Source organism: Labrys wisconsinensis, assembly GCF_030814995.1.
Lineage (GTDB): Bacteria > Pseudomonadota > Alphaproteobacteria > Rhizobiales > Labraceae > Labrys > Labrys wisconsinensis.
Map to the genome: position 1 here is coordinate 660161 of NZ_JAUSVX010000002.1, position 24310 is coordinate 684470.

The window sequence follows — 24310 nt, forward strand, 5'->3', positions numbered from 1 at the left end:
CTATCCGAAGGTGAAGGCGAAGGCCTGGGCGCCGGGATCGAGAAACTCGATCTCGAACGTGCGGTCCGACGGCGCTCCAGCCTGGCGGACGAGCTGATAGAGGCGCTGGCCCACGATCGTGCCGTTGCCGTCGGCATCCGTGTCGGTGCCATGGTCCGTCTGCGGCGGCTTGCCGTCGACCAGGACCTTGAACCGCACCGGCTTGCCGTCGCTGCCGGGGCCGAGCACCAGATGCAGGTCGCGGGCGTGGAACCGGTAGGTCAGCGTCCCTTCCGCCGCATTGAGGGTCGCGGCCTCGGCGCCGATCGTCCAGTCGCCGCCGAGGCTCCACTGGTTGAGATCCAGGGACGGCGCTGCGCTGTACCGCTTGGCCCTGTCGTGATCGGCTCCTCCGGGGGAGGCGAAGTTCTCCGCCCGCTCATAGCCGATATAGGTCTCGGGCGACTGCACGTTCGCCATGTCGGCCGCGGCATGGACGCCCCTGGCGTCGACCGTCACGAGGGATGCCGCCGCCGGTGCGTGGCCCGCCTCGGCGAGCAGCGCCTGGATCACCTTTTCCGACCCGTCATACTCACCCTCGCCGAAATGGTGGTGGCGGATCCGGCCCTTGGCATCGATGAAGTAATGGGCCGGCCAATACTCGTTGTTGAACGCGCGCCAGATCGCATAGTCGTTGTCGATCGCGACGGGGTAGTCGATGCCGAGATCCCGGATCGCCTTCTCGACATTGGCGACGTTCCGCTCGAAGGCGAACTCCGGCGCGTGGACGCCGATGACGACGAGGCCCTGGTCCCTGTACTTCCTGGCCCAGGCCTCGACATAAGGGATGGCCCGCAGGCAATTGATGCAGGAATAGGTCCAGAAGTCGATCAGGACCACCTTGCCGCGCAGGCCCTCCGCGGTGAGCGGCGGAGAGTTCAGCCATTGCACGGCGCCGTTCAGGGACGGCATGACGCCTTCGCTCGGCAGCGCCTGGGCCTCATCGGCCGCGGGCGCCGGCGCCGCAGCGTCGGGGCCGCTCATCATGTCGGACGAGCCGATCATCACCGGCGATGCGGCCTGCGCCGGCATGGGCCGGACCTTGTCGACGAGCCCCTGCTCGAGGCTCGCCGTGCTCGCCAGCGACAGGCGGGTCAGGAGGCCGGTGTCGAGCCCGAAGGCGATCGCGACGACGCCGCACAACACGGCGAGGCCGAGCCCGCGCCGCACCCATTCGCCGACGCCGAGGGAGCGTTTCATCGCGGCGAAGGCGCGCCCGCCGACGAGCAGGGCCAGCGCCAGGGAGGTGGCAGCGCCGGTGGCGTAGGCGAGAAGCAGCAGAGAGGTCGTGGCGCTCGCACCGTTGAGCGCGGCCCCCGTGAGGAGCAGGCCGAGGATCGGCCCGGCGCAGGGGGCCCAGAGCAGGCCCGTCGCGACGCCGAGCAGGAACGAGGGAAGCACCGCCGAGCCGGTCGCGGACTGCCGGTCGGCGGCCTCGGACAGGCGGGCACCCGCTGCGACCAGCGGCCGCGCGAGGCGATCGGCGAGGCTCGGAAGCAGCAGGGCCACGCCGAACGCCGCCAGAAGCACGAGGGCCGCGATGCGGCCATACTCGTTCGCCCGCACGGCCCACCCGCCGCCGACCGCGGCCAGGGAGGCGACCAGCGCGAAGGTCAGGGTCATGCCCACCAGCATCGGCAGGGTGCTGGTCCGGAAGGGCTTGTCCGCGCGAGCGAAGACGAAGGGCAGGATCGGCAGGATGCACGGGCTGACGATGGTCAGGACCCCGCCGAGATAGGAGACGAGCGCGAGCAGCATGATCGCAGATATCCTCCGGGAAGGCCCAGCCCTTCCTAAGACCGAATACGTTATTCCCGCGCGGGAATAGCGCATGTCACTCGGATTTGATGAGGGCGTGAGGCGACGCCGGCGCTTCCGGCGCCGGCGGCCCGGAGGATCCGACCTTCGATCCCTACTCGGCGGCCTCGTAGCCCCGGCTCTTGACGGCGACGTCCGCCGATCCGCCGAGGGAAGCCAGGAACGCGTCATGGGTCATCGGCCGGGAAAACATCGGATAGTTCTTCTCCACGGCGAGACGCTGCTCCTCCTCGCTGAGCGCGGCGGTGCAGTCCTTGAGGGTGATGACGTCGTAGCCCTTCTCGTAGCCCGTCCGCATCGTCGACTCGACGCAGCAATTGGTGAGGAAACCGCCGAGCGCGATCGTCGTGATGCCGCGGCTGCGCAAGATGAAGTCGAGGTTGGTGCTGGCGAAGCCGCAGAGGCCGCGCTTGCCCTCGACGACGATATCGCCGGCCTGCGGCGTCAACACCTCGACGATCTCGGCGCCCCAGGAGCCCTTGCGGAAGGAGCGGCTGTCGACCACGCCCTTGAGGATGCCGTAAGGGCTCGGGCTCAGCTCGTGATAGTCGTCCGTGAAGGTGATCGGCGCATGCAGGATGGTCGCGCCGAGGGCGCGCGCCTGCCGCACGGTCTCGACGGTGTTGCCGAGCATCCCCGTCTTGTCCATCACCGGCTTCACCGCCTGATGCAGCGTGCCGCCCTCCGAGGTGAAGTCGTTCTGATACTCGATGAGCACGACGGCGGTCGTCTTCGGATCCATGGCATCCCTCCCTGATGAGCCCGTGTCGCGATATTCTCTTGAATAGTGCGCCCACTCGCCGCCCGCCGCAACGGCGTTCGACGGCGCACCTATTGCGCCTCGACGCAGGTCGCGAGGCCGAGAATGCCCTGCAGGGAGAACACCACGACCCTGTCGCTCGACCATGCGGCGTATAGATCGGGGCCGATACTCGCGAAGGAATCCGCGCCCAAGGGCAGGCGCGCCAGCTCGTTGAGCCTCCAGTTGCCGGCGCCATCTCGGATCGCGTGCAGGGCATAGGCCTCGCCCCGCAACCCTCGACCGCCATAAGAAGCCTGCATATTCTCCGAAGCGGAATACCGGAAGTCAGCGGTCTCGCCGAGGAGCGCGACCACGCCGTCGCTGCTTGCATGGATCCCGCGCACGCCCACACCGCGCAAGATCTGCCTGCGGCCGCGCAGCGGCTCCCAGGCGAAAGCGCCGTCGCCGGACCACGCGGCGGAGCCGGACATTCGTCCGGCGGCGCGCCCGCCGGAAGCGGGCACGGCAATCGACAGCTGCTCCGTCGCCGGATGCTGAAACGCTTCGCCCTGCCAGGACCATTTGCCGCTCATGCAAGCGGGAGGACATCCGCTCCCCATGCAAGCGGGAGGAACGGAACCGATCACGGGATTGGGCGCAAACACATCGTCCTGGGAAGACGAAGAGCCCATAGCTCTCTTGGCGATACGCTGTTCGGGCGTGCGCATCACGGAGGCCGACGACTGTGCCTGAGCACGGACTTCCATGAGCCAGTGGGTCGCCGCGACGCGTTCGAGCGCGGGGATGGCATCCTGCGAACCGAGCCAGCCGAGCGCGCGGGCCGATGCATAGACCACACGCCAATCCGGATCGGACAGCAGTTCGATCAATCGCGGCGCTGCCGCCTGGTCATCGATATAGCCGAGCGCCGTTGCTGCATCGCGGCGGTCGGAGCCGTTCGGCGAGTCCAGGAACCTCTCCGCGATGATCCGCCCGAACTCAGCCGCCGCGCCGCCGTAGCTGGCGATTCTGCCCAGGCAGCCTCCGTCCGAGCCGCGCGATGAGAAAGCGTCGGACAGGGGAACGCAGCCGCGAACGTCGCGTTCGATCACAGCCGGGTAGTGCATCTTGGTCAAGGCATCGTCTGCGGCAGCGCGCAGCCTTGCGTCTCGGCTGTGGAGCAGCGGGGCGATGGCGTCGCCGGTGCCGCGGGCTTGCTCCCCCATCGCCGACAGTCCACGCAAGGCGGCGATCCGCTCGTCGATCGGCCGCCGCGGATCGGCGGCAAGCACGCCCCAATCGCCGGGCGCCGCGCGCTGTCCCATCTTGCCGATGATGGCGGTGGCATCCATCCACCGGTCGTCGTTCATCAGAACCGGGAGCAGATGAGGCAACGCCTTGCTCCCCAGACTGGCAAGAGCTTCGCCGGTTACGTCGACATTGCCATAGATCTCGATACGTCTTGCGAGCGCACGAATGGCTTCGGGCGAGCCAATCCTTGCCAGGGCGTAGGCCGCCGTTCTGCCCCGCTGCATCCGGCTGGCAACGAGCAGCGGCCCGATGTCTTGCTCTGACAAAGTTCGCCATTGTCCGAGCAGATCACCGGCTGCCCACCGCCAGCGCTCATCGGGGTCGGTCGCGCGTTCGAGAAGCGCCTTCTTGGCCGCTTCGCCGAAGGTTTCGAGATGTCTCGCGACAGCAGGGACATTGCCGAGGCGTCCCGACCGCTTTCGGATGCCTTCGTCCAGAGCCTCGAGGCACGCGGCCAAGGGTTGGCATCCCCCGACGAGGCTATCGAGAATCGACCCGGAAGACGCAATCGGCGGTCCGGCAGGATGTTGTGCAGCCTCTGCGGCTTTCTGCCTTGCCCGCTGTTCCTCGTTCTCGAAGGCCAGGCGCTTCTTCAAGTCGAGGCCGTCCAGCGCATCGTAGGCGTCGCGATAGTAGAGACGCAGGCGTGCGAGCGCCGGCGAATAGCGGTCTTCGAACTCGCCTCTCAGATCGGCGAACAGCGACACTCTGAGGCCGTCGGCATCGACTCCGCTCCAATCGCGCCGGACAAGCGATGCGATCTCCGGCGTTTCGACCGGCGAGTTCACGATCAGTATCGCCGTCGGCTGATAGCGAACAGGCGTGAGCGCCCGGTTCACGATCTGCCCGATCAGACCGAATGCGATATCGCCGACCCGCACAACGTACTCGCCCTGAAAGCTCTTTTCCTCGCAGGACAGAGAGAAGTTACAGGATGTCGAACGGGCATCTGGTGTTCTTGGATCGTACTCCTTGCCGAAGATCTGGGTCCCGACGGTAGGGCGGCCGGGCCATCCCTGGCTGTCGATCCCCACGGCCAGCTTCGTCGGGCGCGCGTCGCGCAGATGCCTGATCAGCGCCGCGAGCGCACGTGGGCCGCGACGCACGAGTTCACGCATCTGCGGGACGGCGCCCGGCAGGGGCGAACCAATGATACCGGCCATGAAGTCCGGCGGAGAATCATCTCCGATGAAGCCGCGCCAGGTCGCGGTGCTCTGAAGACCAGGAGCTTCCGTCTGCACGAGCGTGAGGTCGGAGATCAGGGTCTCGATCGGAGCCTTCGAATAGTCGACCTCTGCTGCGAACGACTTGGCCGCCCCGATGAGCACGCCAAGGATGGCGAGAAGGTGCGCGCGCATCCGCCCTCCGATCGTGGATCGCGGCGAGCATAGCGCCCACCTCTGCGGCGGCGAAAGTCTCGAGGCGGTAATTCGCGCTGCCGGCCCAGCAATACGGCACCGAAACTGGCGTCCCCGTCGCGCGCGAAGGCCCTCCCGAATGCGAGAGGTTGCGCGTTGCACGGCGCCGGCGGCCCACCCCGCAGCCTGGGACGAGAGCGCCGAAGCCTCCGGCGCGACGGTCCTTCCGTGCGCGCCAGCGACTGCTGCCGGTTCTTCGACATCTGTATTGGAACCATATGGTGGGCGGTGACGGGCTCGAACCGCCGACCCTCTCGGTGTAAACGAGATGCTCTACCGACTGAGCTAACCGCCCCGGCGCTTTCCAATATGGCGCCGCGGCGCGGATCGCAAGCCCGCAGCCTCCGACATCCCGCCGCAGCCCCTCACGAAAAGAGCGGCGGGTCGCCCCGCCGCTCCGAATGGTCTTCCCGGCAGCTGCCGCGTCAGTGCGCGACCATGCCAGGCCCTTCCTCCTCGCCGAGAACCGGAGGCTTGCCCTTGGCGGGCAGCTCCTCTTCCCAGACGATGGCCTCGGGCTTGCGCGTCAGGGCCTGGGCCAGCACCTCCTCCATGCGCGAGACGGGCACGAGCTCCAGCCCGTTCTTCACGTTGTCGGGGATCTCGGCCAGGTCCTTGGCGTTCTCCTCGGGGATCAGCACGGTCTTGATGCCGGCGCGCAGCGCGGCCAGCAGCTTCTCCTTGAGGCCGCCGATCGGCAGCACGCGGCCGCGCAGCGTCACCTCGCCGGTCATGGCGATGTCGCGGCGCACCGGGATGCCGGTCATCACCGAGACGATCGCCGTGGCCATGGCGATGCCCGCGGACGGGCCGTCCTTGGGCGTGGCGCCTTCCGGCACGTGGACATGGACGTCGCGACGCTCGAACAGAGGCGGCTCGATGCCGAAGTCGATCGCCCGCGAGCGGACATAGGAGGCCGCCGCCGAGATCGATTCGCGCATCACGTCCTTGAGGTTGCCGGTCACGGTCATGCGGCCGCGGCCGGGCATCAGCACCGCCTCGATGGTGAGCAGCTCGCCGCCGACCTCGGTCCAGGCCAGGCCCGTGACGGCGCCGACCTGATCCTCGAGCTCGGCGATGCCGTGGCGGAACTTCGGCGGGCCGAGATAGTCGGCCAGCAGGGTCTCCGTCACCTTCACCGACTTGCGCTTGGTCAGGAGGATGTCCTTCACCGCCTTGCGGGCGAGGTTGGAGAGCTCGCGCTCGAGGTTGCGCACGCCGGCTTCCCGCGTGTAGCGGCGCACCAGCGAGAGCAGCGCCTCATCGTCGATCGTGAACTCCTTGCCCTTCAGGCCATGCTTCTTCACCGCGTTGGGGATGAGATGCCGGCGGGCGATCTCGACCTTCTCGTCCTCGGTGTAGCCGGCGATGCGGATGATCTCCATGCGGTCCAGGAGGGCCGGCGGGATGTTGAGCGTGTTCGCCGTGGTCACGAACATCACGTTGGAGAGGTCGTAGTCGATCTCCAGGTAATGGTCGTTGAACGTCGCATTCTGCTCGGGGTCCAGCACCTCCAGCAGGGCCGAGGACGGGTCGCCGCGGAAATCCATGCCCATCTTGTCGATCTCGTCGAGCAGGAAGAGCGGATTCTGCTTCTTGGCCTTGCGCATCGACTGGATGACCTTGCCGGGCATCGAGCCGATATAGGTGCGCCGGTGGCCGCGGATCTCGGCCTCGTCGCGCACGCCGCCGAGCGACATGCGGATATATTCACGCCCGGTGGCCTTGGCGATCGACTTGGCGAGCGAGGTCTTGCCGACGCCGGGCGGGCCGACGAGGCACAGGATCGGGCCGGTCAGGCGGTTGGCGCGCTGCTGCACCGCCAGATACTCGATGATGCGCTCCTTGACCTTGTCGAGGCCGAAATGGTCGGCATCCAGGATCTCCTGCGCATGCGGCAGGTCCTTCTTGATGCGCGACTTGTCGCCCCAGGGCAGCGACAGGATCCAGTCGAGATAGTTGCGCACGACCGTCGCCTCGGCCGACATCGGCGACATCTGGCGCAGCTTCTTCAGCTCCGCCTGCGCCTTGTCGCGGGCTTCCTTGGACAGCTTGACGCTCTTGATCTTCTGCTCGATCTCGCCGAGCTCGTCCTTGCCTTCCTCGTCGCCCAGCTCCTTCTGGATCGCCTTCATCTGCTCGTTGAGGTAGTACTCGCGCTGGGTCTTCTCCATCTGGCGCTTGACGCGCGAGCGGATGCGCTTCTCCACCTGCAGGACCGAGATCTCGCTCTCCATCAGGCCGAGCACCTTTTCCAGGCGCGCCGGCACTTCCAGGATCTCCAGGACCGACTGCTTCTCCGGGATCTTGACGGCGAGATGCGAGGTGATGGTGTCCGCGAGCTTGGAATAGTCCTCGATCTGGTTCACCGCCGCGACCACCTCGGGCGAGACCTTCTTGTTGAGCTTCACATAGCTCTCGAACTCGGCCACGACCGAGCGGGCCAGCGCCTCGGCCTCGACGCGCTCGGCGCCGACGTCGGCCAGCACCTCGGCCTCGGCCTCGTAGAACTCCTCGCGGGAATTGTAGGCGCGCACCTGGGCGCGATCGACGCCCTCCACCAGCACCTTGACGGTGCCGTCGGGCAGCTTGAGGAGCTGCAGCACGGAGGCCAGCGTGCCGATGCGATAGATCGCCTCGGTCGAGGGGTCGTCCTCGGAGGCGTTCATCTGCGTCGCCAGCAGGATGTGGCGATCGGTGCGCATCACCTCTTCGAGGGCGCGGATCGACTTCTCGCGGCCGACGAACAGCGGCACGATCATATGCGGGAAGACCACGATGTCGCGCAGCGGAAGCACGGGAAAGGTGTCCACGGTGCCGGGCGGCACGGAGGGGCGCGGTCTGGTCGAAGTCATGATGTGTCCTTTCCTGCGCCGTCCGCGCGCTGCTTCAGCCGCATGGACGAACGCCCGTTCCCATCAAGGCCGTCCGGGGGAGGATAGCACGAGCGAGGGGAAGCCTTTCGAGATTTCGCGACCGCCCCGACATGGGCGCAGTCGTTTCGATGGCAATTAGGTGGAGAGGGGGCCTGTCGGTGTCAAGCGATCTGCCCATCTTTGGCGTGATTTGTAACGATTGTGTCATCGAACGGCGCCCGTTCGTGGACACCGTCGCGTCGCCCGGCCTCCGCGAGCATTCGTCGCAGGACGCCATTGCATTCCCCAACGACATCCTGTAGAGACCTCCGCCCCGAGCGGGCGTTTCGTTCCGGCTCTCCGAGACCGGACGGGCATGAGCTGCCCTGCAGCCGCATGTTCCACGCACGAACGGGTCGCGTCCGTAGCTCAGCCTGGTAGAGCGCCCGCCCGTAAGGCGGGAGGTCGCCGGTTCGAATCCGGTCGGGCGAACCATGGATAGCTCAGCTGGGTAGAGCAGAAGATTTTATTCTTCCTGTCGCAGGTTCGACTCCTGCTCCAAACGTGGCTTGAAAACCACGACAGCCTGCAACGCTGTCTGATCTGAAACGGGGAAGCCGGTCGCTTCCCACGCCCCGCCCTCGCCGCGCCTTCGGGCGCGGCCGGACGGTGCAGCCAGGGCGAGGGCCCTGCGGGCGGTCGGATACCGCGCCGGAGAAAGCGAGCGCGAGGAGACAGGCCGGGCCTTCGGGCTTCGTCCTGCTCCGGCCGGCTCGTCGGATCCGGCGCTCAAGACCACTCCCGCCGCCGCCATGGCGGGCGGCGACCGGCGACCTCATGAGAAACCGGCCCGCGGTTCGCCGCGCGCCCGACGAGGAGGGACGGAACCATGAGCTGGCTTGCTCCCTGGAAGACGACCGTGGTGAAGGACAACGAGCGGGCTCTGATGAGCCGCAACGGGCGATTCGAGCGCATGCTCGGCCCCGGCCGGCACCGCATGCTCGATCCGAGCGGCGCGGTGACGGTCGAGGTCCTGCCCGTGGTCCGCGCCGAATTCCCGAGCGATCGGCACTCCGTTCTCGCACAGGTCGCCCCCGATCTGGCGGCGAGCCTGTTCGACGGGCAGCCCGTGCACTTCGTCGCGGCCAACAGCACGCGCGTATTCTGGAAGGCGATCACCCGGGTGGAGGCCGTGCGCATCGACGCCGGCGCCTCGCTCCGGGCGACGCCGGCGCAGCTCAAGCTCCTCGATCTCTCGCGCTCGCCGCTGGTGACGTCGGGCGTGGTCGAGCAGCACGAGGTCGGCCTGCTGTTCGTCGACGGCGTGCTGACCGAGACGCTCGCGCCGGGCCGCCACGCCTTCTGGGCGGTGAACCGGACCGTCGCCCTGCGCAAGCTCGACCTCAGGCCGCAGCTCGTCGAGGTGACGGCACAGGAGATCCTGACCCGGGACAAGGTCGCGCTGCGGGTGACGCTGTCGGCCTTCTACCGCATCACCGATCCGGCGCGGGCCGTGGCCGGCTCGACCGACGTGGCGACGGCGCTGTACCGGCTGGTCCAGTTCGCCGTGCGCGAGGCCATCGCCACCCGGTCCCTGGACGACATCCTGGGCGGGCGCGACAGCATCGACGCGCAGCTGCGGGCCTCGATCGCCGCGCGCACCGGCGACCTCGGCATCGTGGTCACCGAGCTCGGCATCAAGGACGTGATCCTGCCGGGCGAGGTGCGCGAGCTGATCAACAAGGTGGTCGAGGCCGAGCGCACGGCCAGGGCCAACCTGATCCGGCGCCAGGAGGAGACCGCGGCGACGCGCTCGCTGCTCAACACCGTGAAGGTGATGGAGGACAACCCGCTGCTGCTGCGCCTCAAGGAGCTCGAGGCGCTGGAGAAGCTGGTGGAGAAGGTCGGCCGCATCGACCTGCACGCCAGCGACGGCCAGGGCCTGGACGCCATGCTCAAGGGCCTGTTCCGGCTCGAGCCGGCCAAGGGCTGAGCGCACGGATATCGGCAGGACGGAGGCCCCGGCAGCGCAGCCGGGGCCTTTTCCGCATGGCCGCCCTATTGCGCGAGGAAGCCGCCGTCGACCGGCAGGGTGTGGCCGGTGATCATCGAGGCCCCCGGCCCGGCGAGGAACAGCATGGCCGCAGCCACCTCCTCCGGCTCGGCCAGGCGCCGCAGCGGCGTCATCGCCTCGATGCGCGCCACCAGCTCGGGCTGGGCCAGGAGCGGAGCGATGAAGGGCGTGCGCACGTAGGTGGGGGCCACCGCATTGACGCGGATGCCGTGCGGCGCCCATTCCACCGCCAGCGCCCGGGTCATGTTGACGATCGCGCCCTTGGTGGTCTGGTAGGAGATGTTGGGATAGAGCCCGCCGCCCGACAGGCCCATGATCGAGGCGGTGTTGACGATGGCCCCGCCCCGGCCACCGGCGATCATCGCCTTCGCTGCCGCCCGGGCGCAGAGGAACGCGCCGGTCATGTTGACGGCGACGACCTTGTCCCAGTCCTCCAGCGGCAGCTCGACCGCGGCGCGGCGCAGGGCGAGGCCGGCATTGTTGACGAGGATGTCGAGCCGGCCGTGCCGCGCCAGCACGGTGTCGACCGCCGCGTCCACCGCCGCCGGGTCGGCCACGTCGACCACCACGGCGTCGGCCCGCCGAGGCCCGGCGTCGGCCCGCCGAGGCCCGGCCACGCTGGCGAGCACCTCCTCGCTCGCCTCGGCCCGGTCGGCGATCACCACCTCGGCGCCGGCCGCAGCGAAGGCCTGCGCCGTGGCGAGGCCGATGCCGCTGGCGCCGCCGGTGACGACCGCGACCTTGCCGGCAAGGCCGAAGGTCGCCGCGAGCGAGGAAGGTCCGTCCGGTGCGGCGGTCATGGGGAACTCCCGAAAAACGAGTCGGGGCGGACGATACATCGAAAAAAGCCCCGGCGAACCGGGGCTTCCTGGGATCGATCGTCGGTGCCGCGCGCTCAGGCGCTGGAGGAGACTTCCTGCTTGTCGGAATAGATCGACAGGGGCTTGGCCTGGCCGTCGACCACTTCCTTGGAGATCACCACCTCCTCGACGCCGTCGAGGCCGGGCAGGTCGAACATGGTGTCGAGCAGGATGCTCTCCATGATCGAGCGCAGGCCGCGGGCGCCGGTCTTGCGCTCGATCGCCTTCTTGGCGATCGACGACAGGGCCTCGTCCTGGAAGGAGAGCTCGATGCCCTCCATCTCGAACAGGCGCTGGTACTGCTTGACCAGGGCGTTCTTCGGCTCGGTCAGGATCTTGATCAGCGCCGGCTCGTCGAGGTCCTCCAGCGTGGCGATCACGGGCAGGCGGCCGACGAATTCCGGGATCAGGCCGAACTTCAGCAGGTCCTCCGGCTCGACCGAGCGGAAGATCTCGCCGGTGCGGCGATCCTCGATCGAGGACACCTTGGCGCCGAAGCCGATCGAGGTCGACTTGCCGCGCTGGGAGATGATCTTCTCGAGGCCCGAGAAGGCGCCGCCGCAGATGAACAGGATGTTGGTGGTGTCGACCTGCAGGAACTCCTGCTGGGGATGCTTGCGCCCGCCCTGCGGGGGAACGCTGGCCACCGTGCCTTCCATGATCTTGAGCAGGGCCTGCTGCACGCCCTCGCCCGACACGTCGCGGGTGATGGACGGGTTGTCGGACTTGCGGCTGATCTTGTCGACCTCGTCGATATAGACGATGCCGCGCTGCGCCCGCTCGACATTGTAGTCGGCAGCCTGCAGCAGCTTGAGGATGATGTTCTCCACGTCCTCGCCGACATAGCCGGCCTCGGTCAGCGTGGTCGCATCCGCCATCGTGAAGGGCACGTCGATGATGCGCGCCATGGTCTGGGCCAGCAGCGTCTTGCCCGAGCCGGTCGGCCCGATCAGCAGGATGTTGGACTTGGCGAGCTCGACGTCGCCGTGCTTGCTGGCATGGTTGAGGCGCTTGTAGTGATTGTGCACGGCGACCGACAGCACGCGCTTGGCATGGGCCTGGCCGATGACGTAGTCGTCGAGGACCTTGCAGATCTCGCGCGGGGTCGGAATGCCGTCGCGGGTGCGGGTCAGCGAGGACTTGTTCTCCTCGCGGATGATGTCCATGCACAGCTCGACGCACTCGTCGCAGATGAACACCGTCGGACCGGCGATGAGCTTGCGAACCTCATGCTGGCTCTTGCCGCAGAATGAGCAGTAGAGCGTGTTCTTGGTATCGCCAGGCTTGTTGTTGGCCATGTCATCCCCCTTTCGGGCATTCCATCCGAGCGGAGCGTCCGCGTCACTTCTCCAACATATAAGGCGCTTATAATCGTTTCGAAACCTGTGTCGAACGACACGCGTCAGTCCGACGCGCCCAATATGCATTCCTGCATCGCAAATCGCGACACTTCGATCGTAGGTCCACGCTCGTCAATGGATCATGAACGATGATCCCGGACGAGCGTGGCATCGCAACCACACTCAGGAGCGAGAAGCCTCGACCTCTTCGGGCCGCTTCTCCAGGACCTGGTCGACCAGGCCGAACTCCTTGGCCTGCTCGGCGTCCATGAAATTGTCGCGCTCCAGCGCCTCCTGGATCCGCTTGATGTCCTGGCCGGTGTGCCGGACATAGATCTCGTTGAGGCGCTGCTTCACCCGCCGGGTCTCCTCGGCGTGGATCAGGATGTCGGTGGCCTGGCCCTGATAGCCGCCCGAAGGCTGGTGCACCATGATGCGCGCATTCGGCAGGGCGAAGCGCATGTCCTTGGCGCCGGCCGCCAGCAGCAGCGAGCCCATCGAGGCGGCCTGGCCGACGCACAGCGTCGAGACCTGGCAGCGGATGAACTGCATGGTGTCGTAGATCGACAGGCCCGCCGTCACCACCCCGCCCGGCGAGTTGATGTACATGGCGATCTCCTTCTTCGGGTTTTCCGCCTCGAGGAAGAGAAGCTGCGCCACGACCACCGACGCCATGTAGTCCTCGACCGGGCCGGTGAGGAAGATGATGCGCTCGCGCATCAGGCGGGAATAGATGTCCCAGGACCGCTCGCCCCGGTTGGTGCTCTCCACCACCATGGGGATCAGGTTGCTGTGCAGATAATCGACAGGATCTCGCATCGATCGCTCTCCGGTGCTGCGAATGGCACGTTTCTTCCGATCCGGCGCGGACCGGGTCGCAGCGGCCAAGGAAAAATGGGCGCCTGAAATTACGAGCTCCGCGCGATTCGTGCGCGGCATCTCGCAAAAAACAAGGCGAGAGCGCCGGCTGGCGCCGACGCTCTCTCGCGACATGGGCGTGCGGCGGCCCGGCCGCAAGGGGGCCGGGGACGGCCCCTCAGCTCGCGGCCTCGTCCTCGTCGTCCTTGAGCAGCTCGTCCTTGGACACCGGCTTCTCCGTGACCTCGGCGAGCTCCAGGAGATAGTCGACCACCTTGTCCTCGAAGATCGGGGCGCGCAGCTCGGCCACGGCCGCCGGGGTCTTGCGGTAGAACTCCCAGACCTGCTGCTCCTGGCCGGGGAACTGGCGGGCGCGCTCGACGACGGCGCGCGTCACCTCTTCCTCGCTGACCTGGATCTTGTTCTTCTCGCCGATCTCCGCCAGCACCAGGCCGAGGCGCACGCGCCGGGCGGCGATCTTGCGATAGTCCGCCTTGGCGGCCTCCTCGGTGGTGCTCTCGTCCTCGAAGCTGCGGCCCGAGCGCTTCATGTCCTGCTCGACCTGGGCCCAGACGTTGTTGAACTCCTGCTCCAGCAGGGTCGGCGGCAGGTCGAAGGCGAACTTGCCGTCCAGCGCGTCGAGCAGCTGGCGCTTGACCTTGCGGCGCGCGGCGGCGGCAAATTCGCGGCCGATGCTCTCGCCGATCACCTCCTTGAGCTTGTCGAGCGAATCCAGGCCGACCGACTTGGCGAGCTCGTCGTCGATCTTGAGCTCGCCGGGCTGCTGCACCGCCTTGACCGTGACGTCGAAGGTGGCGGTCTTGCCGGCCAGCGTCTGCGACATGTAGTTGCCCGGGAAGGTCGCCTCGATCACCTTCTCCTCGCCGGCCTTGACGCCGACCAGCTTCTCCTCGAAGCCGGGGATGAAGGAGCCCGAGCCGAGATCGACCGAGATGTCGGTGCCGGTGCCGCCCTCGAAGGGCTCGCCGTCGATCTTGCCGACGAAGTCGACGATCACGCGGTCCTTGTCCGCGGCCTCGGCGCCTTCCGGCTTGTCGGTGTAGGCGAGGTTGCGGCGGGCGAGGCCCTCGAGCCGCTCCTGCACCTCGGCGTCCTCGACCTTGGCGACCGGCTTCTCGATCTTGATGCCGGAGAGATCGCCGACCTCGAAGCTCGGCAGCACCTCGACCGACACGGTCCAGGCGAAATCCGCCTTGCCGTCGAGCACCGAGGTCACGCCCTCGTCGCCGCCCTCGAAGTCGAGCTTGGGCTCCATGGCGAGCTTGATGTGGTTGTCGTCGACGATCTTCTTGTTGGCCTCGCCGACCATGTTGTTGACGATGTCGGCCATCACCGAGCGGCCGTACAGGCGCTTGAGATGCGCGACCGGCACCTTGCCGGGCCTGAAGCCGTTGATGCGGACCTTGTCCTTCATCTCGGCGAGCTGGACGTCGGCGCGCGAAGCGATATCCGCGGCGGGCACCACGACCTTGAATTCCCGCTTCAGGCCTTCGGCCAGGGTTTGGGTGACGTGCATAGCGTAGCGTCCCGACTCCGTGAATCTTGCATGCCCCTCATGCCCGGTCGTCCGACGACTGTCGCGGCATCGTGGTGCGGGCGGAGGGGCTCGAACCCCCATGACTTTCGTCACTGGAACCTAAATCCAGCGCGTCTACCAGTTCCGCCACGCCCGCAAAGGGCTCCCGTCCGCGGAACCTGCGCCCCACGAAACGAGAGCGCGCATATAGCACGTCGCGCTGCCGGCGCAGCAAAAAAATCGACGGTCCCGTCCGCGCGCATCGCGCTACGGAATATGGCAGAGTGCATGTCCATTCCCCCGGAGGCTGCCCATGCCGCGCGACCGCTCCGCCCCTGTCCTGTCGCGCCGCACGGTGCTGGGCATCGCCGCCCTCGCCGCGCTGCCCCGCGGGCCGGCGGCTGCGGCCGGGCCGGATCCGCTGGTGCTGACGGCCGCGCCCGCCGACCTGCGGCTCGACGGTCCCGAGCGCCCGCCCATCGCCGCCAGCGCCTATAACGGCGTGGTGCCCGGCCCGCCGATCCGGGTGCGCCGGGGCGGCGAGGTGTTCGCGCGCCTGGTCAACCATCTCGACCGGCCGACCGCGCTGCACTGGCACGGCGTGCGGCTGGTCAACGCCATGGACGGCGCGCCGCCGCTGACGCAGGCGCCGGTCGCCCCCGGCGGCTCCTTCGACTATCGCTTCACCGTGCCGGACGCCGGCACCTTCCTCTATCATGCCGCCGGTGCCTCCGACCGCGACAGCGGGCTCTACGGCGTGCTCGTCGTCGAGGAAACGGAGCCGCCGCCGATCGACCGCGACATGGTGCTGGTGCTCGACCGCTGGCGGCCGGACGGGCGCCCGCCGATGGCGACCGTGAATTCCGAGCGAGACACGGAGATCGCTCTTCGCCGCAACGAGAGGCTGCGGCTGCGCCTCGTCAACGCGGCTTCCGACAGTGTCGCGGCGCTGGCCTTCGCCGGCATCGGCCCCCTGGTGGTGGCGCTCGACGGCCAGCCGGTGAACGCGCCCTTCGCGCCGGACCGCCTTCGCCTCGACCTCGCCCCGGGCGGGCGCGCCGACGTCCTCATCGACGGCACCGCGGGCGACCTCGCCGGCATGGCCCTGATCGAAGGCTCGAACGTCGTCGAGATCGTCCGCTTCGTGCCGGCGCCGGGCAAGCCGGCGCGGGCCGAGGCCCTGCCCCCGCCCGCCCCGCTGCCGCGGGCCCTGCCGGCCCGCATCGACCTCGCCGCAGCACGGCGCGCCGAGCTCAAGCTGGACGCGCCGGCCGGGCCGGACGGCGCGCCCCTGCTGGCGGTGAAGCGCGGCACGCCCGTGACGCTGGCGCTGGTCAACGATACCGACGCCGTCAACGCGGTGCACGTGCACGGCCACACGTCGCGGCTGCTGCATCCCCTCGACGACGGCTGGGAGCCCTATTGGCTCGACACCGTGCTGGTGCCGGCGGGCGAGACCGTCCACATCGCCTTCATCGCCGACAATCCCGGCCGCTGGCTGGTGGAATGCCGGGCGATCGGCCGTTCGGGGGCCGCCGGCAGCACCTGGTTCGAGGTGACGTAGGCGCCTCTCAATCGCCCCCTGCCCCGTCCTCGTCGGTTTCGAGCGCCTGCAGCACGCCGGGCAGCAGGTCCGGCAGGTCCTCGGCGATCAGCCCGCGCCCGAAGCGCTGCGCCGCGGCGCCGTGCATCCACACCGCGGCGCTCGCCGCCTCGAAGGCCGGCATGCCCTGGGCCATGAGGCCGCCGATCATGCCGGCGAGCACGTCGCCGGAGCCGGCGGTGCCGAGGGTCGGCGGAGCATTGTCGGCGATCGCGGCCCGGCCGTCCGGCGCGGCCACCACCGTGTCCGGCCCCTTCAGCACCACCACGGCGCCGGCGAGGCGCGCAGCGCGCAGCGCCCGCTCGCTCTTGCCGGCGCCCGGCTCCACCGCGCCGGCGAACAGCCGCGCGAACTCGCCGTCATGCGGCGTCAGCACCGTGGGCGTCGCGCTCGCGGCGACGCCGCGGAACAATCGCTCCGGGTCCGCGGCGAAGGCGGTGATGGCCCCGGCATCGAGCACCAGGGGCCGCGGCGCGGCGAACACCGCCTCGACCATGGCCCGCGTCTCCTCGTCGGGATCGAGGCCCGGCCCCATCACCACGGCGTTGCGGCGCGCATCCTCCAGGAGCCGCCCGAGGCCCGCTGCACCGTCGGCGCGACGCACCATCACGGCCTCGAGCGCGCCGGCGAGCACCATCAGGGCGCTCGAGGGGGCGGCGACCGTCACCAGGCCGGCGCCGATGCGCAGGGCCGCCCGCGCCGCCATGCGGGCGGCGCCGGTCGCCTCGATGCCGCCGGACACCGCGAGCGCGTGCCCGCGGCGATACTTGTTGCCGTCGACCGCCAGCACCGGGAAGGCAGGGCGCCACAGGGCCGGGACATTCAGGAATAGCCGGGGCGCGATCCGCTCCAGCACCGCCCCGGCGATGCCGATCTGGGCGAGGCGGACCGCGCCGCAATGCAGCCGGCCCGGCAGCAGCACATGGCCGGGCTTGCGGCGAAAGAAGGTGACCGTCTCCCCCGCCCGCACGGCGATGCCGCGCACCAGCCCGGAGGCGCCGTCGATGCCGGAGGGCAGGTCCACCGCCACCACCGGCCGGCCGCCGCGGTTGACGCGGTCGATCAGCGCGGCCATCGCGCCAGCGACGTCGCGGGCGAGGCCGGCGCCGAGCAGGGCGTCGACGATGACGCCGGACGGGTCCAGCGGCGCGGCGAAGGCGTCCTCCACCGGCCCGCGCCAGCGGGCCGCCGCCAGCGCCGCATCGCCCCGGAGGGCATCGCGGGGCCCGGCCAGGGCGAGGCGGACGCGAAAGCCGCGCTCGGTGAGGATGCGCGCGGCGACGAAGCCGTCGCCGCCATTGTTGCCGGGGCCGCAGAGCACCAGCACCGGCGTCGAGAGCGGGCGGCGGCCGACGACGTCGGCCACGGCCCGCCCTGCCCGCTCCATCAGCTCGATGCCCGGCGTGCCGGCGGCGATGGTCAGGCGGTCGGCCTCGGCCATCTCGGCCGGCGTCAGAAGCTCGTGCATGGCCCACCGTCTCCAAGAGGTCGCCGCCGGTCGCCGGCCGGGCAATGCCCGCGAAACGGCATCACCGGCCCCGACTCTGCCCAAAACGCGTGCGGCGCGCCGCCGCCTGCTTCACCCGGCCGCATCGGGCCGCATATTTTGTTGGCAGACAGCCGAAAGTTTGGGCAATCTGCTGGCCAGAAATGTGCCATCCATGACGTCGATCGGCATAACATCTTGATCTCGCCATCGATTTTTACCGTTGGCCGATTGGCACGCGACCTGCTAACAGCGAGGGGGTTTCCTTGCGAAAATGCCGGGAAGCTGAGGAGAGCTCATGAAGAAAATCGAGGCCATCATCAAGCCTTTCAAGCTGGACGAGGTGAAGGAGGCGCTGCAGGAGGTCGGGCTGCAGGGTATCACCGTCACGGAGGCGAAGGGATTCGGGCGTCAGAAGGGCCACACCGAGCTCTATCGGGGCGCAGAATATGTCGTCGATTTTCTTCCCAAGGTGAAGATCGAGGTGGTGGTGCCGGACGACCGGGCCGATCGCGCCATCGATGCGATCCGCAAGGCGGCCCAGACCGGCCGCATCGGCGACGGCAAGATCTTCGTTCTGAACGTCGAGGAAGCGATCCGCATCCGCACCGGTGAAAGCGGTCTCGACGCCATCTGAAGCCAGGCTCCGTCGCGCGGCGTGGCGATCAAGACACTGTGCATGAACTAGGGAAAGGTTTGCACACAATGAAGACTGCCAAGGACGTCCTGAAGTTCATCAAGGACAACGACGTCAAATATGTCGACTTCCGCTTCACCGATCCGCGCGGGAAATGGCAGCACGTCACCTTCGACCAGAGCCTGGTCGAGGAGGAAACCTTCGCCGAAGGCACGATGTTCGACGGCTCCTCGATCTCCGGCTGGAAGGCGATCAACGAATCCGACATGTGCCTGATGCCGGATCCCACCACCGCGGTGCTCGATCCCTTCTTCTCCGCCTCGACGCTCTCCATCACCTGCGACGTGGTCGAGCCGACCACGGGCGAGCCCTATGGCCGCGATCCCCGCGGCATCGCCAAGAAGGCCGAGGCCTACCTGAAGTCCACCGGCATCGGCGACGCGGCCTATTTCGGCCCCGAGGCCGAGTTCTTCGTGTTCGACGACGTGCGCTTCAAGGCCGATCCCTACAACACCGGCTTCAAGCTCGACTCGGTGGAGCTGCCCACCAACTTCGACACCGAGTACGAGGGCGGCAATCTCGGCCACCGCATCGCCAAGAAGGGCGGCTACTTCCCGGTGCCGCCGATGGATTCGGCGCAGGACATGCGCTCCGAAATGCTCGCCGCCATGCAGCAGATGGGCGTCGTGGTCGAGAAGCATCACCACGAGGTCGCCTCGGCCCAGCACGAGCTCGGCATGAAGTTCGGCACGCTGGTGACCATGGCCGACCACCTGCAGATCTATAAGTACTGCATCCACCAGGTGGCGCAGACCTACGGCAAGAGCGCGACCTTCATGCCCAAGCCCGTCTACGGCGACAACGGCTCGGGCATGCATGTGCACCAGTCGATCTGGAAGGGCGGCAAGCCGGTTTTCGCCGGCAACAAATATGCCGACCTGTCGCAGGAATGCCTGTGGTACATCGGCGGCATCATCAAGCACGCCAAGGCGATCAACGCCTTCTCCAACCCGACGACCAACTCCTACAAGCGCCTGGTCCCGGGCTTCGAGGCGCCGGTGCTGCTGGCCTATTCGGCCCGCAACCGCTCGGCCTCGAACCGCATCCCCTACACCTCCAGCCCGAAGGCCAAGCGCGTCGAGACCCGCTTCCCCGATCCGGCGGCCAACCCCTATCTGTGCTTCTCGGCCCTGTTCATGGCCGGCATGGACGGCATCCTCAACAAGATCGATCCCGGCTCGGCGATGGACAAGGACCTCTACGACCTGCCGCCGAAGGAGTTGAAGAAGATCCCGACCGTCTGCGGCTCGCTGCGCGAGGCGCTCGCCGCCGTCGACAAGGACCGCGAGTTCCTGAAGAAGGGCGGCGTGTTCACCGACGACTTCATCGACTCGTTCATCGAGCTGAAGATGGCCGAGGTGATCCGCTTCGAGCACACGCCGCATCCCGTCGAGTTCGAGATGTACTATTCCGTCTGATCCTCTTGGATCGGACGTCTGAACCGGCCGGGGCCTCTCGCCCCGGCTTTTTTCTTGGGGGAGGCTCTACGAGGCGACGCCCGCCACCGCCGGCGCGCCGGCCTCGTCGGGGACGGCGGCGAAGCGCATCATGTCGGCGGCGGCGTCGAACGGGTTGTCCGGCATCCCGGCCTCGTCGAGATCGAAGCATGGGCCGAACGCCTCCCCGGCGAGGACCGCGGCCTGCTGCAGCAGCGCCAGCTCCAGTTCGGGGTCGATCGGGGACATCGGTTCGCTCCTCGGTCGCATGCGGACCGCATGATGGCTCCGCATCCTTAACGAAGGCTGTTTTCCGCCGATTGTGACGGCGCTCGCGCCGATGTAAGAGCGGAGAGAACGGAAGGGACGCGCCATGGCGGTGACCATCGACGGCCGACGCATGACCGGGCAGAAGGTGGTGCGGGCGGCGCGCCCCGGCCCTGCCGGCCGCTGGGAGAAGGCGGTGCTCGCCCCGGCGGCGCGCGAGCGCATCGGCGAGGCGCGCGCCTATATCGAGCGCAACTGGCTCACCGACGACGCGCCGCTGATGTACGCCTTCAACACCGGCGTCGGCCTGTTCAAGGACGTGCGCATCCCGATCGCCGACATGGCGCGCTACCAGGACCAGACGATCCGCGCCCATGCCACGGGCATCGGCGAGCCGCTGCCGCGCGATGCGGTGCGCGCCACCATGCTGCTGCGCGCCAACGCCTTCGCCTCGGCCTATTCCGGCGCGACGCTCGGGCTGATCGACCGGCTGACCGGCTTCCTCAATGCCGGGCTGCATCCGGTGATCCCGGCCAAGGGCTCGGTCGGGGCTTCCGGCGACCTCGCCCCCCTCGCCTATCTCGCCGGCGCCATCCGCGGCTTCGAGGACGTCGCGGTCGAGTACAAGGGCCGGATCTACCCGGCCCCCGAGGCGGCACGCCGGGCGGGCCTGGCGCCGGACTATCCGATGGGCGCCAAGGAAGCCTCGGCCATCATCAACGGCTCGACGGTGTCGCTGGCCATCGCGACGCTGGCGGCCGAGGATGCCGGGCGCATCCGCAAGCATGCCGACGTGGCGCTCTGCCTGTCGCTCGAGGCGCTGCGCGGCGAGCTCGCCGCCTTCGACCAGCGCGTCCACGCCGCCCGCCCCCATCCCGGCCAGGCGCGGGTGGCGCGCAACGTGCTGCGCATCGCCGGCGAGTCCCGCCGCTGCTCGGAGGCGGCGCGGGCGGTGCTCTATCCCGACGAGACGCGCGATCCGGCGAAACCGATCCCGCTGCGGGTGCAGGACGTCTATTCCCTGCGCTGCGCGCCGCAGGTGCACGGGCCGGTCGCCGACGCGCTCGACTATATCGACGGCATCCTGACGACCGAGATGAACTCGGCCACCGACAACCCGCTGATGTTCGCGGACGGGGACGACCGCTTCGTCTCGATCTCCGGCGGGCATTTCCATGGCGCCTATGTCGCCCAGGCCATGGATCTGCTCGCCATCGCCATGGCTGACCTCGGCGCCATCTCCGAGCGGCGCCTCGCCCGCCTGATCGACCCGGCGATGAGCTACGGCCTGCCGCGCAACCTGGTGGCCGGCCAGCGCGGCCTCAACACCGGCTATGCCACGGTGCAGTGCTCGATGTCGGCCCTGGTGATGGAGAACCGTTCGCTGGCCACGCCCGGCTCGGTCGATTCGATCCCCGGCAAGGGCAATGCCGAGGACCACGTCTCCAACTCCACCTGGTGCGCCCGCAAGGCCCGCACCATCGTGGAGAATGTCGAGCAGATCGTCGCGGTCGAGATGCTGCTGGCGGCCCAGGCGCTGTCGCTGGTGGCCGAGCGCAGCAAGGACCATCCGATCGGACGGGGGTCACGCGCCGCCCTCGAGGCGATCCGGGCCAGAATCGAGCCGGCGCTCGCCGGCGACCGCTGGTATCATCACGAACTGGCTGCCATCCTCGACCTCGCCCGCTCCGGCACCATCGTGGCGGCAGTGGAGGAGGCGGTGGGAGCGCTGGAATAGAACGGCGGCCCGACGCCGCGGGAGGGGAAGCCATGGCCAGGATCCTGGTGCTCTACAAGACGCCGAAGGACCGCGACGCCTTCGACCGCTACTACGCCGCGACCCACATCCCGGTCGCCAAGGCGATCCCGGGCCTCAAGGCCTATGACATCAGCCGCGGCACCGTCGCCACGCCCGCCGGGCCGTCGTCGATCCATCTGGTGGCGACGCTGACCTTCGAATCCCTCGCCGCCATCGAGGCGGCCTTCGCCTCGCCCGAGGGCAAGGCGGCCGCCGCCGACCTCGCCAACTTCGCCGATGGCGGGGTCGACCTCCTCGTCTTCGACACCGAGCCCGTCTGAGACGGACCCGGAGCCTGCACCAAGCCGTCGCGCCGCCGGGCGCGTCCAAGACCAACGCCGAGAGCCCCCGAGGAACACCATGATCGTCGTCTGCGGCGAAGCCCTGATCGACTTCCTGCCCGTCAAGAGCGCCGACGGCCGCGACGCCTACCGGCCCGCCGTCGGCGGCAGCCCGTTCAACACGGCGGTCGGCATCGGGCGCCTCGGCGGCGAGGTCGGCTTCTGCGCCGCCCTCTCCACCGACTTCTTCGGCGACCAGCTCGCCGAGGCGCTGGAGCGCGCGCGCGTGTCGCTGCGCTACACGGTGCGGGCGCGGCGGCCCTCGATGCTGGCCTTCGTCTCGCTCGGCGACGGCGAGCCGCACTATGCCTTCATCGACGAGGCCTCGGCCAACCGCCTGTTCGACCCCGAGCACGACGCGCCGGCGCTGCTGCCCGACGTCAGCATGCTGTGGACCGGCTCGGTGGCGCTGATCAACGACCCCATCGCCTCCGCCTATGAGACGCTGTTCCTCGCCAACAAGGGCCATCGCGTGCTCGGCATGGACCCGAACGTGCGCCCGACCGTGGTCGGCGACGCCGACGAGTACCGGGCCCGCATGAAGCGGATGACCGAGACGGCCGACATCATCAAGATCTCCAAGGCCGACCTGATGTGGCTGGACGCTTCGGTGAATCCGGACGGCTGGGCGCGCGCGCTGGTGCACAGGGGCGCCAGCCTGGTGGTGATCACCGACGGCAGCCACGGCGCCACCGGCTATGGCCGCGGCTTCTCCATGGTGCGGCCGGTGGTGCATGTCGATCAGGTGGCCGACACGGTGGGCGCCGGCGACAGCTATTCCAGCGGCCTGCTCACGGTGCTGCAGCGCGAGGGCGTGCTCGCCATCGACAGGCTCGACGGCATCACCGAGGAGGTCGTGCGCCGCGCCATGGATTATGCCGCCCGCACCGCCGCCATCACCGTGTCGCGCGAAGGCGCCGATCCGCCCTGGGATCACGAGATGATCTGACGGGGCGCTTTTGCCGCGCGAGAGGCTTGTCAACGCGGACGCCGTTCGCTATGGAACCGGCCTCGCGGCGCCGGCGGCGCCGCGGACCACCGCCTGGTGGGGGATAGTTCAACGGTAGAACAGCGGACTCTGACTCCGTTAATCTTGGTTCGAATCCAGGTCCCCCAGCCACGCCGAACGACTCGACGAATCATCGCCGTCTTCGTCCCGCGCCGGCAAAGTGCCGCATCCGGGGAGGGAGCGGCGCGCGGCCGATCCGTCGAGGCGGGCCGGACGCGCCGTAACCGTGTGGCATCTCTCTTCGCGGACCGACGAAGAGAATGCTGTTTGGGGCTCGGCCTGTCACACGTGTGGTGTAGGGTCCGCGTTGCACGGCAGGCATCGGACGAGGAGCCTTATGATGCGGCGATTCACATTGGGACTCATGATCGTCATCGGCTCCGTCCCGGCGGTTCACGCCGCGGAGTTCCTCACTCCGGATCAGATCAAGACGACGTTTGTGACGGGCGTTCCCTTCACGGCGGAGACGCTGGCCGGGAAAGCGCGGACGATCACCTTGAAGGCGGACGGTTCGGCGGAGGTCGTGTCCAAAGGGCAGAAAAAGGGCGAGACCGGCAAATGGCGCCTCTCGACCGACGGCTATTGCTCGACCTGGGGCAAAGGAACGGAGAATTGCTTTCTCATCAAGAAGGTGGGGAAGAAGTACGCGGTGATGACGGCGAAGAAGGAAGTCGTCGCGCACTGGTCCAAGTGATCCCTCGCCGGTTGGCCGCGGGCGCCGGAGTGCGCCCCTAGCCGGGGTGTCTTCCACTCGGCGCCGGAACAGCCGTGCTCCGCTGTGCGATTCGTTACATCGCCTTTTAAGGGTTTTGTGCGTGCAA

Annotated in this window: 18 protein-coding genes and 5 tRNA genes; 11 read left to right on the forward strand and 12 right to left on the reverse strand. The window is 68.4% G+C overall.

Going from position 1 to position 24310, the window contains the following annotated elements; all coding sequences use genetic code 11:
* The 5 genes from QO011_RS09550 to lon all read right to left on the reverse strand — a co-directional run bounded on the left by QO011_RS09550 (position 1) and on the right by lon (position 8183).
* Positions 1–1797, reverse strand: coding sequence for a cytochrome c biogenesis protein DipZ (locus tag QO011_RS09550; protein ID WP_307270741.1), 1797 nt, complete (start codon positions 1795–1797; stop codon positions 1–3).
* A gap of 154 nt (positions 1798–1951) precedes the next feature.
* The gene (locus tag QO011_RS09555; RefSeq protein ID WP_307270743.1) at positions 1952–2599 is read right to left on the reverse strand and encodes a cysteine hydrolase family protein; all 648 of its coding nucleotides are present in this window, start codon (positions 2597–2599) and stop codon (positions 1952–1954) included.
* A gap of 89 nt (positions 2600–2688) precedes the next feature.
* Positions 2689–5268 carry a HEAT repeat domain-containing protein gene (locus tag QO011_RS09560; RefSeq protein ID WP_307270746.1) on the reverse strand — a complete coding sequence of 860 codons (2580 nt, stop codon included), beginning with the start codon at positions 5266–5268 and terminating at the stop codon, positions 2689–2691.
* Positions 5269–5547: 279 nt separating this feature from the next.
* Positions 5548–5623, reverse strand: a tRNA-Val gene (locus QO011_RS09565).
* 130 nt (positions 5624–5753) lie between these two features.
* A complete protein-coding gene (gene lon, locus QO011_RS09570) occupies positions 5754–8183 on the reverse strand; it encodes an endopeptidase La (RefSeq protein WP_307270748.1) in 2430 nt (809 codons plus the stop codon).
* 416 nt (positions 8184–8599) lie between these two features.
* On the opposite strand from lon, the gene QO011_RS09575 reads away from it, so the two are divergent.
* The 3 genes from QO011_RS09575 to QO011_RS09585 all read left to right on the forward strand — a co-directional run bounded on the left by QO011_RS09575 (position 8600) and on the right by QO011_RS09585 (position 10176).
* A tRNA-Tyr gene (locus QO011_RS09575) sits at positions 8600–8678 on the forward strand.
* Positions 8679–8745: transfer RNA gene (locus tag QO011_RS09580), tRNA-OTHER, on the forward strand.
* Positions 8746–9072: 327 nt separating this feature from the next.
* Positions 9073–10176 carry a slipin family protein gene (locus QO011_RS09585; RefSeq protein WP_307270751.1) on the forward strand — a complete coding sequence of 368 codons (1104 nt, stop codon included), beginning with the start codon at positions 9073–9075 and terminating at the stop codon, positions 10174–10176.
* Positions 10177–10241: 65 nt separating this feature from the next.
* Here QO011_RS09585 and QO011_RS09590 read toward each other — a convergent pair whose 3' ends face one another.
* The 5 genes from QO011_RS09590 to QO011_RS09610 all read right to left on the reverse strand — a co-directional run bounded on the left by QO011_RS09590 (position 10242) and on the right by QO011_RS09610 (position 15009).
* Positions 10242–11057, reverse strand: coding sequence for an SDR family NAD(P)-dependent oxidoreductase (locus tag QO011_RS09590; RefSeq protein ID WP_307270754.1), 816 nt, complete (start codon positions 11055–11057; stop codon positions 10242–10244).
* Between the two features lie 95 nt (positions 11058–11152).
* A complete protein-coding gene (gene clpX, locus QO011_RS09595; protein WP_307270758.1) occupies positions 11153–12415 on the reverse strand; it encodes an ATP-dependent Clp protease ATP-binding subunit ClpX in 1263 nt (420 codons plus the stop codon).
* Between the two features lie 225 nt (positions 12416–12640).
* Positions 12641–13276 carry an ATP-dependent Clp protease proteolytic subunit gene (locus tag QO011_RS09600; protein WP_307270760.1) on the reverse strand — a complete coding sequence of 212 codons (636 nt, stop codon included), beginning with the start codon at positions 13274–13276 and terminating at the stop codon, positions 12641–12643.
* A gap of 217 nt (positions 13277–13493) precedes the next feature.
* Entirely contained in the window at positions 13494–14852 is a 1359-nt protein-coding gene (gene tig, locus QO011_RS09605) for a trigger factor (protein WP_307270764.1), read from the reverse strand.
* Positions 14853–14924: 72 nt separating this feature from the next.
* A tRNA-Leu gene (locus QO011_RS09610) sits at positions 14925–15009 on the reverse strand.
* A 156-nt stretch (positions 15010–15165) separates the two neighbouring features.
* Here QO011_RS09610 and QO011_RS09615 point away from each other — a divergent pair.
* The gene (locus tag QO011_RS09615) at positions 15166–16416 is read left to right on the forward strand and encodes a multicopper oxidase family protein (RefSeq protein ID WP_307270766.1); all 1251 of its coding nucleotides are present in this window, start codon (positions 15166–15168) and stop codon (positions 16414–16416) included.
* Positions 16417–16423: 7 nt separating this feature from the next.
* On the opposite strand, the gene QO011_RS09620 is transcribed toward QO011_RS09615, so the two are convergent.
* Entirely contained in the window at positions 16424–17923 is a 1500-nt protein-coding gene (locus QO011_RS09620; protein WP_307270768.1) for an NAD(P)H-hydrate dehydratase, read from the reverse strand.
* 316 nt (positions 17924–18239) lie between these two features.
* Here QO011_RS09620 and QO011_RS09625 point away from each other — a divergent pair, with 316 nt between their 5' ends.
* Together QO011_RS09625 and glnA are read left to right on the forward strand one after the other, a co-directional pair.
* A complete protein-coding gene (locus QO011_RS09625) occupies positions 18240–18578 on the forward strand; it encodes a P-II family nitrogen regulator (RefSeq protein ID WP_307270770.1) in 339 nt (112 codons plus the stop codon).
* A 68-nt stretch (positions 18579–18646) separates the two neighbouring features.
* Positions 18647–20056 (forward strand): type I glutamate--ammonia ligase, encoded by a 1410-nt coding sequence (glnA, locus tag QO011_RS09630; protein ID WP_307270772.1) that lies wholly within the window; start codon positions 18647–18649, stop codon positions 20054–20056.
* A 66-nt stretch (positions 20057–20122) separates the two neighbouring features.
* On the opposite strand, the gene QO011_RS09635 is transcribed toward glnA, so the two are convergent.
* Entirely contained in the window at positions 20123–20323 is a 201-nt protein-coding gene (locus QO011_RS09635) for a hypothetical protein (RefSeq protein ID WP_307270773.1), read from the reverse strand.
* Positions 20324–20447: 124 nt separating this feature from the next.
* Here QO011_RS09635 and QO011_RS09640 point away from each other — a divergent pair, with 124 nt between their 5' ends.
* The 5 genes from QO011_RS09640 to QO011_RS09660 all read left to right on the forward strand — a co-directional run bounded on the left by QO011_RS09640 (position 20448) and on the right by QO011_RS09660 (position 24183).
* Positions 20448–22079, forward strand: coding sequence for an HAL/PAL/TAL family ammonia-lyase (locus QO011_RS09640; RefSeq protein WP_307270774.1), 1632 nt, complete (start codon positions 20448–20450; stop codon positions 22077–22079).
* A gap of 32 nt (positions 22080–22111) precedes the next feature.
* Positions 22112–22420 carry an EthD family reductase gene (locus tag QO011_RS09645; RefSeq protein ID WP_307270776.1) on the forward strand — a complete coding sequence of 103 codons (309 nt, stop codon included), beginning with the start codon at positions 22112–22114 and terminating at the stop codon, positions 22418–22420.
* A gap of 79 nt (positions 22421–22499) precedes the next feature.
* The gene (locus QO011_RS09650; RefSeq protein ID WP_307270778.1) at positions 22500–23429 is read left to right on the forward strand and encodes a carbohydrate kinase family protein; all 930 of its coding nucleotides are present in this window, start codon (positions 22500–22502) and stop codon (positions 23427–23429) included.
* Between the two features lie 97 nt (positions 23430–23526).
* Positions 23527–23600: transfer RNA gene (locus QO011_RS09655), tRNA-Gln, on the forward strand.
* 229 nt (positions 23601–23829) lie between these two features.
* Entirely contained in the window at positions 23830–24183 is a 354-nt protein-coding gene (locus QO011_RS09660) for a hypothetical protein (RefSeq protein ID WP_307270779.1), read from the forward strand.
* Positions 24184–24310: the final 127 nt, after the last annotated feature.

Excerpts from the sequence above, each read along its gene's own strand:
- QO011_RS09550 (WP_307270741.1), bottom strand. The coding sequence starts at position 1,797 with ATGCTGCTCGCGCTCGTCTCCTATCTCGGCGGGGTCCTGACCATCGTC.
- QO011_RS09555 (WP_307270743.1), bottom strand. The coding sequence starts at position 2,599 with ATGGATCCGAAGACGACCGCCGTCGTGCTCATCGAGTATCAGAACGAC.
- QO011_RS09560 (WP_307270746.1), bottom strand. The coding sequence starts at position 5,268 with ATGCGCGCGCACCTTCTCGCCATCCTTGGCGTGCTCATCGGGGCGGCC.
- lon (WP_307270748.1), bottom strand. The coding sequence starts at position 8,183 with ATGACTTCGACCAGACCGCGCCCCTCCGTGCCGCCCGGCACCGTGGAC.
- QO011_RS09585 (WP_307270751.1), top strand. The coding sequence starts at position 9,073 with ATGAGCTGGCTTGCTCCCTGGAAGACGACCGTGGTGAAGGACAACGAG.
- QO011_RS09590 (WP_307270754.1), bottom strand. The coding sequence starts at position 11,057 with ATGACCGCCGCACCGGACGGACCTTCCTCGCTCGCGGCGACCTTCGGC.
- clpX (WP_307270758.1), bottom strand. The coding sequence starts at position 12,415 with ATGGCCAACAACAAGCCTGGCGATACCAAGAACACGCTCTACTGCTCA.
- QO011_RS09600 (WP_307270760.1), bottom strand. The coding sequence starts at position 13,276 with ATGCGAGATCCTGTCGATTATCTGCACAGCAACCTGATCCCCATGGTG.
- tig (WP_307270764.1), bottom strand. The coding sequence starts at position 14,852 with ATGCACGTCACCCAAACCCTGGCCGAAGGCCTGAAGCGGGAATTCAAG.
- QO011_RS09615 (WP_307270766.1), top strand. The coding sequence starts at position 15,166 with ATGCCGCGCGACCGCTCCGCCCCTGTCCTGTCGCGCCGCACGGTGCTG.
- QO011_RS09620 (WP_307270768.1), bottom strand. The coding sequence starts at position 17,923 with ATGCACGAGCTTCTGACGCCGGCCGAGATGGCCGAGGCCGACCGCCTG.
- QO011_RS09625 (WP_307270770.1), top strand. The coding sequence starts at position 18,240 with ATGAAGAAAATCGAGGCCATCATCAAGCCTTTCAAGCTGGACGAGGTG.
- glnA (WP_307270772.1), top strand. The coding sequence starts at position 18,647 with ATGAAGACTGCCAAGGACGTCCTGAAGTTCATCAAGGACAACGACGTC.
- QO011_RS09635 (WP_307270773.1), bottom strand. The coding sequence starts at position 20,323 with ATGTCCCCGATCGACCCCGAACTGGAGCTGGCGCTGCTGCAGCAGGCC.
- QO011_RS09640 (WP_307270774.1), top strand. The coding sequence starts at position 20,448 with ATGGCGGTGACCATCGACGGCCGACGCATGACCGGGCAGAAGGTGGTG.
- QO011_RS09645 (WP_307270776.1), top strand. The coding sequence starts at position 22,112 with ATGGCCAGGATCCTGGTGCTCTACAAGACGCCGAAGGACCGCGACGCC.
- QO011_RS09650 (WP_307270778.1), top strand. The coding sequence starts at position 22,500 with ATGATCGTCGTCTGCGGCGAAGCCCTGATCGACTTCCTGCCCGTCAAG.
- QO011_RS09660 (WP_307270779.1), top strand. The coding sequence starts at position 23,830 with ATGCGGCGATTCACATTGGGACTCATGATCGTCATCGGCTCCGTCCCG.